The 18,872-nt window shown below is 33.1% G+C and carries 10 protein-coding genes and 1 tRNA gene; 8 read left to right on the top strand and 3 right to left on the bottom strand.

Annotated features, from left to right (window positions below):
• Positions 1-1,404 precede the first annotated feature (1,404 nt).
• The 3 genes from QO190_RS10280 to QO190_RS10290 all read left to right on the top strand — a co-directional run bounded on the left by QO190_RS10280 (position 1,405) and on the right by QO190_RS10290 (position 7,337).
• Positions 1,405-3,540, top strand: coding sequence for a TonB-dependent siderophore receptor (locus QO190_RS10280; protein ID WP_371461651.1), 2,136 nt, complete (start codon positions 1,405-1,407; stop codon positions 3,538-3,540).
• 78 nt (positions 3,541-3,618) lie between these two features.
• Positions 3,619-4,830 carry a PepSY-associated TM helix domain-containing protein gene (locus tag QO190_RS10285; protein ID WP_371461653.1) on the top strand — a complete coding sequence of 404 codons (1,212 nt, stop codon included), beginning with the start codon at positions 3,619-3,621 and terminating at the stop codon, positions 4,828-4,830.
• A gap of 1,493 nt (positions 4,831-6,323) precedes the next feature.
• On the top strand, positions 6,324-7,337 hold the full coding sequence (locus tag QO190_RS10290) for a M28 family metallopeptidase (protein ID WP_371461655.1): 1,014 nt from the start codon (positions 6,324-6,326) through the stop codon (positions 7,335-7,337).
• 45 nt (positions 7,338-7,382) lie between these two features.
• Here the strand turns inward: QO190_RS10290 and QO190_RS10295 are convergent.
• From QO190_RS10295 to uvrA, 3 genes are all read right to left on the bottom strand, one after another.
• Positions 7,383-7,454: transfer RNA gene (locus QO190_RS10295), tRNA-Arg, on the bottom strand.
• A 384-nt stretch (positions 7,455-7,838) separates the two neighbouring features.
• Positions 7,839-8,798, bottom strand: a complete 960-nt coding sequence (locus QO190_RS10300) for a YheT family hydrolase (RefSeq protein WP_371461656.1) — start codon at positions 8,796-8,798, stop codon at positions 7,839-7,841.
• A 4-nt stretch (positions 8,799-8,802) separates the two neighbouring features.
• Positions 8,803-11,586 (bottom strand): excinuclease ABC subunit UvrA, encoded by a 2,784-nt coding sequence (uvrA, locus tag QO190_RS10305; RefSeq protein ID WP_371461658.1) that lies wholly within the window; start codon positions 11,584-11,586, stop codon positions 8,803-8,805.
• Between the two features lie 342 nt (positions 11,587-11,928).
• Between uvrA and QO190_RS10310 the strand changes: the two genes are divergently transcribed.
• From QO190_RS10310 to pheT, 5 genes are all read left to right on the top strand, one after another.
• Positions 11,929-13,722, top strand: coding sequence for a TonB-dependent receptor plug domain-containing protein (locus tag QO190_RS10310; protein ID WP_371461660.1), 1,794 nt, complete (start codon positions 11,929-11,931; stop codon positions 13,720-13,722).
• Positions 13,723-13,831: 109 nt separating this feature from the next.
• Positions 13,832-14,464 carry a hypothetical protein gene (locus QO190_RS10315; protein WP_371461662.1) on the top strand — a complete coding sequence of 211 codons (633 nt, stop codon included), beginning with the start codon at positions 13,832-13,834 and terminating at the stop codon, positions 14,462-14,464.
• A 72-nt stretch (positions 14,465-14,536) separates the two neighbouring features.
• Positions 14,537-15,667 (top strand): DNA polymerase III subunit beta, encoded by a 1,131-nt coding sequence (dnaN, locus tag QO190_RS10320; protein WP_069796875.1) that lies wholly within the window; start codon positions 14,537-14,539, stop codon positions 15,665-15,667.
• A gap of 156 nt (positions 15,668-15,823) precedes the next feature.
• Positions 15,824-16,078 carry a hypothetical protein gene (locus tag QO190_RS10325; protein ID WP_371461663.1) on the top strand — a complete coding sequence of 85 codons (255 nt, stop codon included), beginning with the start codon at positions 15,824-15,826 and terminating at the stop codon, positions 16,076-16,078.
• A 299-nt stretch (positions 16,079-16,377) separates the two neighbouring features.
• Positions 16,378-18,810: a phenylalanine--tRNA ligase subunit beta gene (gene pheT, locus QO190_RS10330; protein ID WP_371461664.1), complete on the top strand. Its 2,433-nt coding sequence runs from the start codon at positions 16,378-16,380 to the stop codon at positions 18,808-18,810.
• Positions 18,811-18,872 lie beyond the last annotated feature (62 nt).

Consider the following 18,872-nt stretch of genomic DNA (forward strand, 5'->3'; position numbering starts at 1 on the left):
CGCTGGCGAATTCTCATTTTGTTCACTTAAAAAAAAGTAATTCAATTATAAGAATCTTTGCGTTTCAAAAATAATTCTCCCATTGAAACAGATTTCTAATCATGAGTAAAAACACAACCCTGTCATTCTGAACGAAGCACAGCGTAGTGAAGAATCTTTTCATCAAGGAAAAAGTTTTTCTACACCTGCAAATCGAAAATCCGTGACCTTCCCAGAACATCTCCGATGTTCCTCAGTGCCCTCAAAAACGCCATCATTTCACCTGCTCTCCGTGAACTTTGTGATAGAAAATAAGCCTGTTTAAATAACAATTCCCATAAAGCTTCATAGCGAATGAATTTCGCCAACTTAGCACCGATGTCGCGGATTTGTAATCCGTGACTATTACTTTGTTATTACTTAAATATAATAAAATATTTAAAACACAGCTTTCTCAATTCGATAGCGAATTCTCACTTAGCTCACTTAAAAAAGCAATTCAAGAAAAAAAATCTTTGCGATTCAAAAAAATCCCCCCCCAATAATATAGATTCCTAATCGCGAGCAAAAAACACAACCCTGTCATTCTGAACGAAGCGTAGCGTAGTGAAGAATCTTTTCATCAAGGAAAAAGTTTTTCTACACCTGCCAACCGAATATCCGTGACCTTCCCAGAACATTTCCGATGTTCCTCAGAGCTCTCAAAAATGCAATCATTTCACCACATCTCCGTGAACTTTGCGATAGAAAAAAGTCTGTTTAAATAACAATTCCCATAAAGCTTCAAAGCGAATGAATTTCGCCAACTTAGCTTACTTAAAAAAGCAATTCAAGAAAAAAAATCTTTGCGATTCAAAAATAATTCTCCCATTGAAACAGATTTCTAATAATGATTAAAATACATAACCCTGTCATTCTGAACGAAGCGTAGCATAGTGAAGAATCTCTTCATAAAGCAAAATATTTCAACTTTACGACTTAACAACTTCACAACTTTACAAATCATCAACTTTACTATTTCACAACCTCACGAATCCCGTTAACTAATCAAAGACCAAAAGTCTCCGAACGAAGTTCACGAATCTAAAATACATAGAGTCAGTTCCCATCTTACAAAGGGGTGGCATTCCGAGCATCGGAATGACGGGGTGTTTTTATTGAAGAAATTAATTTCACACATAAAGAACCCCAATTTGATAGGGAGACAGAGATTAATCTAATATTGTGTTTTTAATCCGTAACCTTCATCACCTTCTAATTCATAATTCATACCTCATAACTCATCCCTCATCCCTCATAACTCATAATTCACGACTTCACATCCTCATCATTTTAAAATTCATGATATATGTCATTATATTTATTTAGAATAATTATAAATAATATATATATTTGCATTGTTATTTAAAATCGTTCTAAATAAGTATGAGAAAAATCGCTTTACCTATTGTCCTCTTCAGTTCATTTTCTCAGTTCTACGCACAAGTAGATACTACCAAAGTGGAAAATATTACTGAAGTAATCATCAATCACACGAAGAAATATAAAAATGAAAATGCTTTTTCAGTTTCTAAACTCAATTTAAAGGATATTGAAAATCCTCAAGTGTATAATAGTATTCCAAAGGCAATACTGAAAGACCAAGTTTCCACCAATTTTAAGAATGTATTAACCAATGCTACAGGGATTACAAGACTTTGGGAAAGTACTTCCAGAGGTGGAGACGGCGCAGAATATTACACCATGCGTGGTTTTTCTACACAATCCAGATTGGTAAATGGTATGGCGAGCTTCAACAATGGTGGTCTCGACCCTGCTAATATCGAAAATATTGATGTTGTCAAAGGTCCTTCGGGTACTTTGTACGGCGGAAATTTGGTTTCCTACGGTGGTTTGGTCAATTTACAAACCAAAAAACCTTATGATAAATTGGGAGGCGAAATAAATTATGTTACAGGGACTAACGCCCTGAACAGGGTAACAATAGACATAAATACTCCTGTCAAAAATGGGCTTTTTCTTCGCTTAAATTCTGCCTATCATACTGAAAATTCTTTTCAAGATACTGGATTTTATAAGTCTTTTTTTATTGCACCCTCTTTAAAATATGTGGTGAATGATAAATTGACTTTTTTGGTGAATACCGAATTTAAAAGCAATGAAACAGCCAATGCACCAATGATTTTTTTGAGCAGATACGCTCCCTTATCTTTTAATTCCATAGATATTTTTGAAACAAATTATAAAAAATCCTACACCAGTAACAATCTTACTACCAAAAATCCAACATTCAATTTGCAATCTCAAATGATATACAAATTATCAAATAAATGGACGTCTCAGACTCAATTTTCGAGCAGTTCAAGCAAAGCAATGGGGTACTATCAATATTTGTGGGATAGTGCAAATGGTGATGAATTTACACGATTTATTTCCAAATCCAATAGTGAAACATTGGCAACCGGAATTCAACAGAATTTTATTGGCGATTTCAATGTTGGAAATATGAGAAATCGTCTGGTAGTAGGTTTGGATTATCTCAACACGAAGGTGGTAAACAATGATTCTGAATGGAGAGCATTTGGAACAGTTTCCTTAAAAAATCAAACTGATTCTTCCACGCTGACTTCGCAAGGGGCAGATGCAGCCCTTTTAGACGCAAAAGTTGTTCCTGCAACTGCAGAAATGAATATTAAGAGTGCCTATTTCTCAAATGTATTAAACATCTTACCAGAATTATCTGCAATGTTAAGTCTACGCGTGGATAATTTCAGCGGCAAACCTACACAATGGTCCACTGAAGAAGTGAATGGCCAAACCACCTTTTCTCCAAAATTTGGTTTGGTATATCAACCGATTCTCAACAAACTATCTCTTTTTGCAAATTATATGAATGGATTCCAATATTTAACGCCACAAAAAGTAACCGATGCTAACGGAAATAACCCTACTATAAAAATATTTAATCCTGAAAGAGCTAATCAATGGGAAGTGGGGGCAAAAGCCAATCTTATTGACAATAAACTTTCTGTAACTGCAAGCTATTATGATATTAAAGTAGCGAACAAAATAATGGCAGACCCTAATAATATGAACAATTCCATACAAGGGGGTGAAGTGTTCAGTAAAGGATTTGAATTAAGTGCTGTCGGGAATCCAATAAAAGGGCTTAATATCATTGCAGGATTCAGTAAAAATAGGAGTGAACAGGTAAGCGGAGATTCCACTTACAACGGTTTACGTCCCGAAGAAGCTGGACCAGAAACTTTAATTAATTTTTGGGCAAACTATAAAATTCAACAGGGTAATTTTAGAAACTTTGTTGCAGGGTTCGGTTTTAATCACGCTTCAGAACATAAAACACTTAACAGAACAGGAATTGGAACTTTCGAGTTGCCTAGTTATACGATTGCCAATGCCATGATTGGCTATCATCCAGAAAAATATAGTGTTTCCTTAAAGCTCGATAATATTGGAAATACTAAATATTATTCGGGTTGGAGTACAGTTACCCCTCAAAGGTTAAGAACGCTTTCTTTAGCTTTAGGATTTAATTTTTAAGTTTTTTTCAAATCACGTTTTAATGGTCACAAAAGTTGGCAGATTTCTTCTGCTAACTTTTGATTTTAATAAAAAGCAATGAATAATAGACACGAACATCGCCTAAAAAATAAAAAATCTCTTTTCAAAAAATGGATGGGTAAATTCCATCTATGGCTAGGACTTTCCACAGGTCTTATTGTATTTATCGTAAGCATAACTGGCGCTTTGTATGTTTTTAAAGAAGATATACAATATGCTCTAAGAAAAGATTTTATCTACCATTCAGAACAAAATATTGCTGGAAAATCAACTTTGCCTTTACGGGTTTTAGAACAAAAAATAAACGAACAAAATCCTGAAAAATATCCCTTGCATTGGGTAGAAATTCCCATTGATAAAAGCAAATCTTACAAGTTTTACTATTACGAAAGAAATCCTGATGCTTGGAATTATTTTGATGAATATCAAATTTATAAGACTGTTTATATTAATCCATTTACAGGGAAGATTCTTTCCGTTCAAGACGAGAAAAACGGATTTTTTAATATCGTTAAATTCATTCACTGGAGTTTTTTACTCAAATCAGATTGGGGGAAATATGTGGTTGGGATTCCGGTTCTTATTTTTGTTTTTATGCTAATTTCGGGCATTATTTTGTGGTGGCCAAGAAATAAAGCCGCCAGAAAACAACGCTTTTGGTTTCAGTGGAAAAATATTAAAAATTGGAAACGAAAGAATTACGATTTGCACAGTATTTTAGGCTTTTATGCATCTTTTATTGCTCTTATTGTGGCAATGACAGGCCTTTTTTATTCGTTCTTTTTTATACAAGCATTTTTTTATTTTATTTTTTCTGGAGGTAACACGGTATATCCTGATTTCTCACTTATAAAAACGAAAGACCCGATCGAAATGAAAAGTGCACAGACTTTAGATAAAATTGCACTGCAGGTTGAACAGCATTATCCCAATTATTCAGCATATACAATAGATTTAGGGCATCCGCATTTAGACGATCATGAACATGAAAATTTTACCGTTTATGTAAGAGGTTTAGAAGATAAATACTACATTTACAGCGAAATGATTTTTGATGAAAATTCTGGGAAACTTCTTATGAACCGTCCTTATGAAAAAAGAAATTTTGGAGAAAAATATGTGGCGGCCAATTATGACATTCACGTAGGGGCAATTTTGGGAACTTTTGGAAAAATCTTGGCATTTATATCCAGTTTGATTTGTGCAAGTTTACCCATCACAGGATTTTTAGTTTGGTGGGGTAGGAAAAAGAAGGTAAAACCCATGTAACACTCTATCACAAAATCCAAATAAATAAAAATTATTTAAAACTTAAGTTTCAACAATTCACTAGAGAATTCCCACTTTGCTTACTTAAAAAAGCAATTCAAGAAAAAAAATCTTTGCGATTCAAAAAAAATCCCCCAATAATATAGATTCCTAATCGTGAGCAAAAAACATAACCCTGTCATTCTGAACGAAGCACAGCGCAGTGAAGAATCTCTTCATAAAGCAAAATATTTCAACTTCACAACTTTACCCCGCACTCATAACTCACAACTCATAATTCATAACTCATAACTCACAACTTACGCCTTCACGACTCATCGACTTTACCCCGCATCCCTCATCCTTCATCCTTCACCACATCGCTTCATAGCGAATGAATTTCGCCAACTTAGCTCACTTAAAAAAGCAATTCAAGAAAAAAAATCTTTGCGTTTCAAAAAAAATCCCCCCAATAATTAGATTCCTAATCGTGAGCAAAAAACAGAACCCTGTCATTCTGAACGAAGCACAGCGCAGTGAAGAATCTCTTCATAAAGCAAAATATTTCAACTTTACGACTTAACAACTTCACAACTTTACAAATCATCAACTTTACAAATCATCAACTTTACGATTTCACAACTTCACAACCTCACGAATCCCGTTGACTAATCAAAGACCAAAAGTCTGCGAACGAAGTTCACGAATCCAAAATACATAGAGTCAGTTCCCCTCTTACAGAGGGGTGGCATTCCGAGCATCGGAATGACGGGGTGTTTTTATTGAAGAAAGTAATTTCATACATAAAGAAACCCAATTTGATATGGAGACAGCGATTAATCTAATAGAGCTGTTTTTAATCCGTGACCTTCATCACCTTCTAATTCATAATTCATAACTCACGACTTCACAACTCATTAAATATTAAAGAGATTGAAAGGGCAGAAATTCTTCAATTCATTACAAATTGACTTGTGATTGATGTCCTAGGAAACCGCAAGCGTTAAAAAAATGTTTAGCTTTTTCGTTAAAAAAGTCTGCTGTTTAAGCTCGGCATTCTGCCGAGTGAGTTTCAGAGTTTTTAGAAAAGGCTAAACATTTTTAGCTGAGGATTTCCAGACTTGAAACCTAGCGAAGCGGTTCGCCGATTCCTTTGAAAATAATAAAATGGTTGAGGCAACTTTTGGTTCTTTTGGTTCAAGCCAAACCTAACGGAGTGGTTCGACGAAGTCAAAAGAACATACAATAAAAAATCACGCATCCTCCTACACTTAACCAAAGAATCCCAACATAACTGCTATGTTATAGCTTAGTTGTAGTATAGTTCAAGTATAACAAAAGTACTGATGAAGAATGTAAATCTTATATCTTCTTCATCTCATAAGAAGGGAAGAGTCTATTATCAAATCACTAAGAAATACAGAAAAACAAAGATTAATCTTAGCTTTTGTAAGGGATTTCGGTATTTATTTCCTAAAAAAAACTATTTTTACTTCATTAAAAATGATAAAAAAATGAAATTGACAAGAATTTTTGTTCCAATAGTAGCATCACTGGTATTGTACAGTTGTGCTTCTAATAACCTATCCTACGAAGGAAAAGCTTTTAAAACCGCCTATGAATCCATCAAAGCAGATGAACTGAAGAAAAACCTAATGGTCATTGCTTCAGACGAGATGGAAGGCCGACAAACCGGCTCTGAAGGTCAAAAAAAAGCAGGCGTTTACATGATAGATTACTATAAAAATTTAGGCGTTTCTTATCCAAAAGCATTGGGGAGTTATTATCAAAAAGTACCTAAAGAAGCACTAAAAAGCAGAAGAGGAGAGCTTCCTGACTCAGAAAACATACTGGCATTTATAGAAGGAACAGAAAAACCAGAAGAAATCATCGTGATTTCTGCACATTATGACCACGTTGGAACCAATAATGGAGTAGTGTACAATGGAGCAGATGACGACGGAAGTGGAACAGTTGCGGTAATGGAAATCGCAGAAGCTTTCCAACAAGCAAAGAAATCAGGAAAAGGCCCTAAACGTTCCATTCTTTTCTTACATGTAACTGGGGAAGAACACGGCTTATTGGGTTCTAAATATTATTCCGAGAATCCAGTATTTGATTTAAAGAACACCGTGGCAAACCTAAATATCGACATGATTGGTAGAAGTGATAAAGAAAACGAAGGCAAAAACTATGTCTACGTTATCGGTTCTGATATGCTTTCTACTGAATTGAAAAAAATAAATGTAGCAGCCAATAAAGCGACTCAAAATCTAGAACTCAACTATAAATATGATGATCCTAATGACCCAATGAGATTATATTACAGAAGTGACCATTATAATTTTGCGAAACACGGCATTCCTGTAGCGTTTTTCTTTGACGGAATTCACGAAGATTATCATCAACCAACAGATGATCCTGAGAAAATAGATTATCCATTACTTCAAAAAAGAGCACAACTGGTTTTTGCTACCGCTTGGGAATTAGCCAATCGCAAAGAAAGAATTGTAGTAGATAAAAAATAATTGAAATATTTTCAATTTTCAATTCTATATTTTTAATTAAAAAAGTAGCCTCAACAGGAATCGAACCTGTATCTAAAGTTTAGGAAACTTCTATTCTATCCATTGAACTATGAGGCCAAAATTTATGAATTTAAAAGTAAGAAAATATATTCAATAAAAACATTGATTTTTATCAATAGGAGCGGACTTTAGTCCGCTTTTTTTAATCATAAATTTATAAGGCTTTAGCCGAAATTTAAAGAAGACAAATATAAAAGAACCCACTCTTTAGAAGCAGGTTCAGTAGATAAAGACATCTCATTTTTTTAGTTAAAAGCCAAAAGAAAAGGGAAGCCGACGATGCTTCCCTTAAATTTTTATCTCAAATTTAATGATGATTTCTAGTGAATTGGATACAGAAAAATGCATAACTTTTATTTTCCTGAATTAAAATTACAAATTATTCTAAATCACTGTATTAACGCAATGTTAATATTCACATGTTCTGCACAATTTTTTTGTTTATAAATATTGCAGAGCAAATTCTAATGCTCTTTTTTCAGTGTAAAAAGCATTCTTTTCTTCCATAAATCCTACATGCCCACCAAAATCTGGAATCTCTAAATGTAAAAAAGAATTGGCTAATGCTTCTTCTTTAGGAAAGCAACTTTCAGAAAGAAAACTGTCGTTTTTAGCATTGATAAGAAGTGTCGGAATTTTAATATTCTTTAAAAACTGCTTGGAACTGCATTTTTCATAATAATCAAAAGCGTCTGTAAAACCATTAACTTTCGATGTGTAAACATCATCAAATTCCTTTAAATCTTTGATGTTTTTGATTTCTGCTGCAGACAAAAATTCTGGAAATCTTTTGCACTTGAGTAAGGTTTTCTTTTTTAAGGTTTTCAAGAAATTATCGGCATACAAACGATTTCTTCTAGAGGTCAATTTGTGCATAGAACCTTTTAAATCTATGGGCGTAGAAATAGCGATTACCGCTTTTATTTTATCAGAAATGTCTCTGCTTTCACCAGCGTATTTCAAACACAAATTTCCACCAAGACTAAACCCTTTCAGAATGATTTTTTCATAGTTTTTAGAAAGCACCTTTTCTATCACTTCTTGCACATCATCGGTTCTTCCAGAATGGTAGGAATAATGAACTCTATTGCTTTCTCCGGAACAATCTCTGTGGTTTACAGCACAGCAATCAAAGCCGTTTTCATTGAAAATTTTGGATGCTCCCAACATATAATGTCTTTGTGCACTACCTTCTAAACCGTGAAATAAAATAACACAACGGTCAGTTTTTTCTTTGGCAAAACTCCAGTCTAAATCCAGAAAATCGCCATCAGAAAGTTCTAGTCTTTCTCTTTGTTGAGTTACACCAGTAACTTTTCTAAACAAAGCACTGTAAATCGTAGAAAAATCTCCATTTCTGAAGATTTTTTTAGGTTGATATTCGGAAGGTAGAATAGGCATTCAATTACAATTTTTCAGCAACAAACTTCGCTGTTCTAGAGAATTTATCTTGTGCCAAATCTTCTGGAGTACCAGCAAAAACCACTTCGCCGCCGTGTTTTCCTGCATCTGGACCAATGTCTATAATATAATCAGCAGACTTAATAATATCTGGTTGATGTTCAATCACAATCACAGAATGTCCTAAACCAATTAACGCCTGAAGCGATTTCAAAAGTTTATTAATATCATGAAAATGCAATCCTGTACTTGGTTCATCGAAAACAAAAAGCGTTTTTTCTGTTGTCGCACCTTTTACTAGAAACGAAGCCAGTTTTACCCTTTGCGCTTCACCACCAGAAAGTGTAGAAGAACTTTGCCCCAATTGAAGATAGCCTAAACCTACATCTTGAAGCGGTTTTAGTTTGGTCACAATTTTTTCTTCGTGGTTTTCAGAGAAAAATTCAAGTGCTTCATCTACAGTCATGTGTAAAATATCCGAAATATTTTTTTCATCATATTTCACTTCCAGAATTTCATCTTTGAAACGGGTTCCATGGCAATGTTCACATTCCAGTTCAATGTCTGCCATAAACTGCATAGAAACCGTAATTACGCCTTCTCCTTTGCATTCATCACATCTTCCACCATCTACGTTGAAAGAAAAATGCTTTGGTTTCAAACCTTGAACTTTTGCAGATTTTTGTTTTGCAAAAAGGTCTCTGATGTCGTCATAAGCCTTCAAATACGTGACAGGATTAGAACGAGACGATTTTCCGATTGGGTTTTGGTCTATCAATTCAATATTTTGAATCACTTTTTTAGGAAATTCTACCGAATCGTAATCGGCTTTTTTACCGCCCATTCCTAATTCAATTTGAATGGCATTCGTAAGGATTTCTTTCATTAAAGTAGATTTTCCACTTCCAGAAACTCCCGAAATTACGGTAAGAACTTCCAAAGGAACATCTACATCTATATTTTTAAGATTATTTTGTCTTGCTCCTTTTATTTTGATGAATTCTTTTGGTTTTCTTCTGGTTTTAGGAACTTCTATTTCTAATCTTCCCGTTAAATATTTCGAGGTTAAAGTATCTGCGTTTTTCAATTCCTTGAAATTTCCTGCAAAAACCAATTCCCCACCTAAAAATCCAGCTTCTGGACCGATGTCTATAATGTAATCCGCTGCTTTCATCACGTCTTCATCATGTTCTACCACAATCACGGTATTTCCTAAATCTCGAAGATTTTTAAGAACTTCAATTAAATTTTCGGTGTCTCTAGAATGCAGACCAATACTTGGTTCATCAAGAATATAAATACTTCCCACCAAAGAACTTCCGAGCGAAGTTGCGAGATTAATTCTTTGTGATTCACCACCAGAAAGCGTATTAGAAGTTCTGTTTAAAGTCAAATATCCCAATCCAACTTTATTCAAAAATTCTAAACGAGTGTTGATTTCGTAGGTTAATCTTTTGGCGATTTCCGCATCGTGTTGGTTGAGTTTCAGGTTTTTCATCAATGGTAACAATTCATCCAAAGGAATTTCTACCAACGATTGAATATCGTGACCATCAATTTTTACATATTCTGTTTCTGGACGAAGACGTTTTCCTTCACAAGTTGGACAAAGTGTTTTTCCACGGTATCTGGAAAGCATGACTCTGTACTGAATTTTGTACAGATTTTCTTCCAGCATTTTGAAAAAGTTATCAATACTCGGGAAGTTTTTGGTTTTATCACCTCTCCAAAGATAGTTTTTCTGTTCTTTGGTTAATTGATGATAAGGCTTATGAATAGGGAAATCTTTTGCTTTTTTAATGAAATCTCTTTTCCATTCGCTCATAGATTCTCCTTTCCAACAAGCAACTGCATCTTCAAAAACCGACAAATTTTTATTCGGAATGACTAAATCTTCATCTATGCCGATAACTTTTCCGTAACCTTCACATTCTGGACAAGCGCCATAAGGATTATTAAAACTGAAAAAATGAACATTCGGTTCGTTAAACGTGATTCCATCCAATTCAAATTTATTAGAAAATTCTTTTACGTTTTCGGTTTCAACTTCTTTCAAAGAGCAAGTTCCGTGACCTTCATAAAACGCCATTTGAACAGAATCTGCCAATCTTTGAAGGAAATGTTCGTCATTGTCATAAGAAAATCTATCAATCACGAGATGAATTTCCATCGATTCTTCTGGAACGAAACCAAAACTTTCTAAATCTTCAATATTGGCAAGGTTTCCATTGATTTCTAATCTTGTAAAACCTGCAACTTTTAATGTTTTGAGTTGTTCTTTGAATTTTTTGACTTCAAAAAGAAGTGGCGCTCTTAGAAGAAAGGTTTTTCCTTCATTTTTAGCGATATAATCGATCACATCTGTCACCGAATCTTTTTTCACTTCGTCTCCAGAAATAGGAGAGTAGGTTCTGCCAACTCTGGCAAAAAGGAGTTTCAGATAATCATAAATTTCGGTAGAAGTTCCTACTGTAGAACGAGGATTGCTAGAAATTACCTTCTGCTGAATGGCAATAGAAGGTGCTAAACCTTTGATGTCGTCAATTTTTGGTTTTTCTAATTTACCAAGAAACTGTCGCGCGTAAGAACTCAAAGATTCTACATAACGTCTCTGTCCTTCCGCATAAATAGTGTCAAAAGCAAGCGAAGATTTTCCGCTTCCTGAAACACCAGTAATCACGATGAGTTTGTTTTTCGGAATCAGTACATCTATGTTTTTGAGATTATTAAGATGTGCGTTTTTTACGAAAAGATGTTTTTTGATATCGATTTCTTGAGTTGTAGTCATAATGAATTGAAGAAGAGCAAAATTACGGAAAAATTACCAAATTTTGAAAGGACAATTAAGGATAAAACTTGTAAAATTTAACATGAAATAATTTGAAAATTCAAAAAAAATGCAATATTTGTAGTTCAAATTGTAATTAAAAAAAGTAATTATGAAAAAATTCATTAATCACCTAATTACACATTTGATGAAAATGAGATAGCTAGAGGATTTATCTAGCAACTATAAAGGACAAGATATTTTTTGTGTACTTTTTTATTTGTAAAAAATTTTAAGAATTTTAATTTTTTTACTCTAAATTTTTCATATAAATTTGGCCGATTTTTTATGAAAAATTAAAATATGAAAAAAACAATTTTAAGCGCAGCTCTGTTGGCACTTTTCGTAAGTGTTCATGCGCAAGAAAGAACAATTGATGAGGTAGAATTAACTGGTAAACTGGTGAATATGCCTTTCAAAAAATCTAATGTAAATATCACAGTTATTACAAAATCTGAAATTCAGAATAGTCCCGCTCAAAGCATTGAAGAAGTAATTGCCTATTATACAGGTGCAGATATCAGAAAACGTGGTGCAAATGGCGTTCAGACCGATATTTCTCTCAGAGGAAGTTCTTTTGAACAAGTTTTGGTTTTGGTTAATGGTGTAAGAATGAATGATGCGCAAACTGGTCACAATACCATGAATTTTCCGTTTGATTTGGCTTCTGTAGAAAAAATTGAAATCTTAAAAGGTCCTGCTGCAAGAAGATACGGACAAGGAGCTTATGCTGGTGTAGTAAATGTTGTAACTAAAGTTTCTGCAGAAAACAACCTAACAATTAATGGTGAAGTTGGGGATTTTTCTACGCATGGTTTCGGAGTTGCTGCGAATTTCGGGGGCGAAAAATTTAGAAATTTTATTCAGGTTAATAATACAGAATCAGATGGTTATCGATACAATACCGATTATAAAATTAAAAATATCTGGTATCAAAATCAATTTGATATAGAAAACGGGAATGTGAAATTTCAAGCTGGAATTCAAGAAAAAAAGTTCGGAGCCAATGGTTTTTATGCTTCGCCAGCTTTCAAAGATCAATATGAAGAAGTTCAAACTTCTTTAGTGGCAGCTTCTCTAGAGAAAAAAGTGAACGAAAATCTAGGTTTTGCAACGCGTTTGTATTGGAGAAGAGCACAAGATATGTATTTATTCAATAGAAATAATCCTGCAGCTTACAGAAATATGCACATTGGGAATAATGTAGGAATTGATGCAAATGTAAATTACAAATCAGAACTGGGAATTACAGGATTGGGAGTAGATGTTAGAAAAGAATTTCTAGAAAGTAACCGATTAGGAAGCAGAGAAAGAACTGTTACCAATGCTTTTCTAGAGCATCATCTGTCGTTTTTTGGTGAAAAATTAAACATTACTCCGGGAATTTCTTTCACGAGTTTTAGCAATGATAAAACCTATTTTTATCCAGGAATTGATGCAAGTTTTACCAACGGAAATTCTAAATTTTTCGGTAATTTTTCTAAAGTGAATAGAATTCCTACTTACACCGATTTGTATTACGTAAGTCCTTCAGAACAAGGAAATGCAAATTTGGTTGCAGAAGAAGCATTAACAGGAGAGTTCGGTTATATTTTCAAAACCAATAAAACTTTGCTCAAAGCATCTGCATTTTGGAGAAAATCTGATAATGCTATTGATTGGCAAAAAGCTACGCCAACTTCACCTTGGACTGCGCAAAACATCGGGAAAATTGAAACCAAAGGTGTGGAATTAGAAGCAGATTATCAGTTTGCTTCATGGATTGGAACTTCTGTGGGTTATACGTATATAGATAATCAAAGATTAGCCAGCAATATTGTTTCTAGATATTCTTTAGACAATTTAAAACATCAGTTGGTAGCCAAATTGAGAAATAAATTCGGGAATTTTTCGAATGAATTGATTTACAGACATAATGATAGAGTTTCTCTAGGAAGTTATAATCTATTAGACAATAAATTAAACTATACTGTAAACCAACTTAATCTTTACGTTTTGGTGAATAACATTACAAATGTAAAATACACTGAAACTTCTCTGGTAGAAATGCCTGGAAGGTGGTTTCATCTAGGTTTTACCTATCAATTTAAATTATAATTGTTAAATCCCGAGAAAAAATCTTTTTTCGGGATTTTTTTATAGAAAATGCCCATTAAAAAAGAAAAATTTCGTTACTTTTACCAAAGGATTAATCATTTTAAAAACCATGAAAAAACTTATTATTCTTTTCTTTTCCATCTTTTCATTGTTCTCTTATTCTCAAGAAGATTTTAAGAAAAAAATAGCGCAAGATGCTTGTAAATGCATTGGAGAAATAAAATTGGAGAAAAAATCTAAAGAAATGATGCAGATGCAATTAGGCTTGTGTTTCATAAAAGTTTCTACTCCTTACAAAGAGCAAATCAAAAAAGAATATGGTATTGATTTGTCAAAAGATATTTCGAATGAGTCTAAAATGGAAGAATTGGGCGAGAAATTAGGTATACTAATGGTTTCAGAATGTGCAGATACTTTTATTAATTTTGTAGACCAGTCTGGTCTTGCTGATGAATATGCTCAAGAATCTTCTGCACAAGAAAATTCAGAGGAATTTATGAATGGCGAAATTACCAAAATAGAAAAAGATGCCTTCGTTATTTTTTATTTAAAAGGTGATAATGGTATTTTAACCAGATTTTATTGGATTTCTAATGTAGATTCTAATATAGAACTCGAAAAGAAATATCAAGATTTAGTGGGTAAAAAAGTAAATATCACTTATTACTCTGCTGATATCTTTGACCATAAAATAAATGACTACAGAAAAGTCAATATTCTCTCAATGTTGAAAACTGAATAAAATTTAATGATTTTCGACTTTGTCTATTATTATCAAAATTGTATCTTTGTATACTTAATAATTTTTTAATTTATGAAATTTATAGTTGCAAGTGGCGAATTACAGAAAGCTCTTAACGTGGTAAGTGGTGTAATTTCTAGTTCGCAGTCAAGACCCATTTTAGAAAATTTTCTTTTTGAATTAGAAAATGAAATTCTAAAAATAACTGCTTCTGATGGCGAAACCACACTTATTACTTCTCTTGCTGTAAAATCTGATGATCAAGGCAAAATTGCTGTTCCTGCAAAAATTTTTCAAGATTTAATTAAAACTTTTGGAGACCAACCGCTTACTTTTTCAGTAAAAGATTCTGAGTCTGGTGAAGGTGGTCTTTTAGAAATTTTAGACGAAAAAGACAATTACGAAGTAGCGCTAGATAATGCAGAAGATTATCCAGAATTACCAGAATTTGATGCGTCACAAAAAGTTACGCTAGCTTCTGGAGTTCTTGCAGATGCGCTAAGCAATACCTTGTTTGCAACAAGCAACGATTCTTTAAGACCTGTGATGACCGGAGTTCTTTTCCAATTTACAGAAAAAGAAACCAATTTCGTATCTACTGATTCTCACAGATTAGTGGTGTACAAAAGAACAGATGTTACCAATAAAGAAGCGGTAGAATTTATCATGCCGAAGAAACCTTTGTCTATTTTCAAAAATATTTTGTCAAATTCTAATGACGAAGTTACCATCGAGTTTAATGAAAATATGGCGAAATTCACTTTCGGAGAGAATATTTGGATTTGTAGACTAATTGACGGGAAATATCCTAATTATTCTGCAGTAATTCCTAAAGAAAATCCGAATGTTTTGACGGTGAACAGAAACTTATTGCTAAGTTCTATCAGAAGAGCAAGTATTTTATCAAACAAATCTACTAACCAAGTTAGATTTAAACTTTCTGGTAACGTTCTTCATCTTCATGCAGAAGATACAGAATACGCAAACAAAGCAGATATGAATATTCCTTGTGATTATAAAGGTGAAGACATCAACATTGGTTTCAGTTCTAAATTTTTAACAGAAATGTTATCAGTTTTAGGTTCAGAAGATATCACGATGAAAATGTCTCAACCAAACCGTCCAGGAATTGTAGAGCCAGTTGACGGTCTAGATGAAAACGAACACATCTTAATGCTTTCTATGCCAGTAATTGGAATGTAATATTTTTACAAGAGCCAAGTAAAAAGGCAAAAGTAAAAAGTTAAGATATCAATAGAGTCGTCCGAAATTTCGAGACGACTTTTTTAATTTTTAGCAGATTATATTTTCGTTATAGTGTGTTGTATTATTGTGTTTAATTATTAAAAATAGTTTAACATGATTTTAAAAATTTTATTTAACGGAAAGATTTATTTGGCTAAAGTTGACTCAACAGAATATGGCTACAAATTTAGATTTAAAGAAGAAAATGGTCAATTTGATTGGATGTATTTTTTTTGTTTTCAAAAATTTAGATGTTCATTGAAATGTAGACTTAATCACTACAAAGAATTTAAAAGCAGAATTTCAGGTGAAACAACATTAGGTTGTAGGAATACTATATTGTTAGATAAATATGTTTTTGAAGAATAATTTAATGACATCAGTTTCGTAGGCGTTAAGAAATTAAAGTAAAAATTCGTTAAAAAATTCTTGCTGTTTGAGCAAGAAATGATAAAGCATTGGCGCGAGTTTCAAGGATTTTAGAATTTTTAATTTAATTTTAGCCGAAGAAAGTGCAGTCTTGATTTTTTGGTTCTTTTGTATCAAGACAAAAGAACATTTAAAATTTCCTAATCTCTCAAAAAATCACGATATTTGCAAACTTATAAAAGTTATTTGTTTTTTGATATCTCAAATCTCAAATCTCAAATCTCAAATCTTTTTAAAAAATGAAAATCTCAAACAATTGGTTAAAAGACTTTATCAAAACAGATTTAGCAACAGATAAAATTGGTGCTTTTCTTACAGATATTGGTCTTGAAGTAGAAGGAATAGAAAAATTTGAATCTGTAAAAGGCAGTTTAGAAGGAATTGTAGTAGGTAAAGTTTTGACTTGCGAACAACATCCTAATGCAGATAAACTCAAAAAAACTACTGTAGATATTGGTGGTGGCCAAATTTTAGAAATTGTTTGTGGCGCTCCTAATGTTGCTGCTGGTCAAACCGTTCCTGTTGCTGTAATTGGTACTAAAATTTATGCTAAAGACGGAAGTGCTTTCGAAATGAAAGAAGCAAAAATTCGTGGAGAAAAATCTCAAGGAATGATTTGTGCAGAAGATGAATTAGGACTTTCAGACGATCACGGCGGAATTATGGTTCTAGACGAAGAAATCTACCAAGTAGGAGAACCTTTTTCAAAATATTTTAATTTAACCAATGATGAGGTTTACGAAATCGGCTTAACACCAAATAGAACAGACGCGATGTCTCACTATGGTGTAGCAAGAGATTTACATGCTTTTCTTTCAACCAATGGTTTAAAATCTGAATTCGAGAAAGTTTCTACAGCTTTAGTGAATACAGAAGGAGAACATGGTTTTGAACTAGAAGTAGAAGATGATGCATTATGCCCAAGATATATTGGTGCTGTAATCGAAAATGTAAAAATTTCAGAATCTCCAGAATGGTTGAAAGACAGATTAAAAGCGATTGGTCTTTCGCCAATTAATAATGTAGTAGATATTACCAATTATATTTTACATGGTTTTGGTCAGCCACTTCATGCTTTTGATGCAGATAAAATTGCTGGTAAAAAAGTAAAAGTAGGCGTAAATGATGCAGGAACTAAGTTTGTAACTCTTGATGGAGTAGAAAGAACGCTTAATGGTTCAGAAATCATGATTAAAGACGGAAACAATAAGCCAATGTGTATTGGTGGGGTTTTCGGAGGAAATGACAGTGGCGTTTCTGAATCTACCACCACAATTTTCTTAGAATCTGCATATTTCAATCCTGTAGCGATTAGAAAAGCGGCTAAAGCTCATGGTTTAAATACGGATGCTTCTTTCCGTTTCGAACGTGGAGTAGACCCTAACAATACCAGAACTACGATTACTCATGCCATCAAAATGATCGAAGAAATTGCAGGTGGTAAAAAAGTAGGAAATCTTTTAGAATTTTATCCTAAAAAAATAGAAGACACTAAAGTTATTTTTAGATATTCTCAACTCGATAAAATTTTAGGAATTAAAATTCACAGAGAAAAAGTAAAAGAAATTTTAAAATCTCTAGAAATTTCTGTTCTTAATGATATTCCAGATGGTTTAGAATTGTCTGTTCCAGCTTATAGAGCAGATGTTACCAGAGAAATAGACGTAATAGAAGAAATTCTTAGAATTTACGGCTATAATAAAGTAGATGCACCTCAAAAAATAGCATTTACTCCAGTAAAACTAAGTGTAAATGACCAGGATGAATTAGAAAATTCTTGGGCAAGAACGCTTCAGAGCAATGGTTTCAATGAAGTGATGAACAATTCATTAACCAGCGTAAAAGATGAAACCAATGCTGTAAAACTCTTGAATCCTTTGAGTGGAGATTTAGCTTTTATGAGAAAATCTTTATTAGAAGGGCTTTTAGGAAATGCAGTATACAATATCAACCGTAAAAATCCAGACATCAAATTTTTCGAATTGGGTAAAATTTATCACAAGTTCGAATCAAGCGAAGCGTATCTTGACCAAAGGGAAAAAAAGTATGAAGAAAGAAAACAATTAGCATTGCTTACAACTGGTAGAACGTATGCAGAAAACTGGTTGATGCCAAAATCTGCCTCTGATTTTTACATGTTAAAAGCTTATGTAAAAGTACTTCTTGATCGATTAAATCTAGTTACAGAAGAAAAATCTTTAGAAGATGAAAGATTCGGTGATGCTTTAGAAATTACAGCAAATGGAAAAACCATTGCCAGGTTAGGAAAAGTATCTCCTAAACTGTTGAAAGAGTTTGATATAGACCAAGATTGTTTCTATGCAGAAATTGAGTTAGAAACGTGTCAAGCGCTTAGAAAAACAGATAATTTCAAATTCGTAGATATTCCGAAATTCAATAAAATCAGAAGAGATTTAGCGTTATTGGTAGATAAAGATGTTTCTTATGCAGATTTGTATGCTTCGGCAAGAAAAAATAAATCTAAATTCCTTAAAAATATCAATCTATTCGACGTTTATGAAGGAAAAAACTTACCAGAAGGCAAGAAATCTTACGCAATGAGTTTCGAATTGTTAAACGAGGAAAAAACTTTAGAAGACAAAGAAATTACAGAAGTAATGAACTCGCTGATTAAGAATTTCCAAAAAGAATTCAACGCAGAATTAAGATAATTTAGTAAAAATTTAAGTCGAGATGAGAATAGAAATCTCGACTTTTTTCTTACATTTGAAAG

Origin of the sequence: Cloacibacterium sp. Arc13 (assembly GCF_041431305.1) — a bacterium.
GTDB classification, from domain to species: Bacteria; Bacteroidota; Bacteroidia; order Flavobacteriales; family Weeksellaceae; genus Cloacibacterium; species Cloacibacterium caeni_B.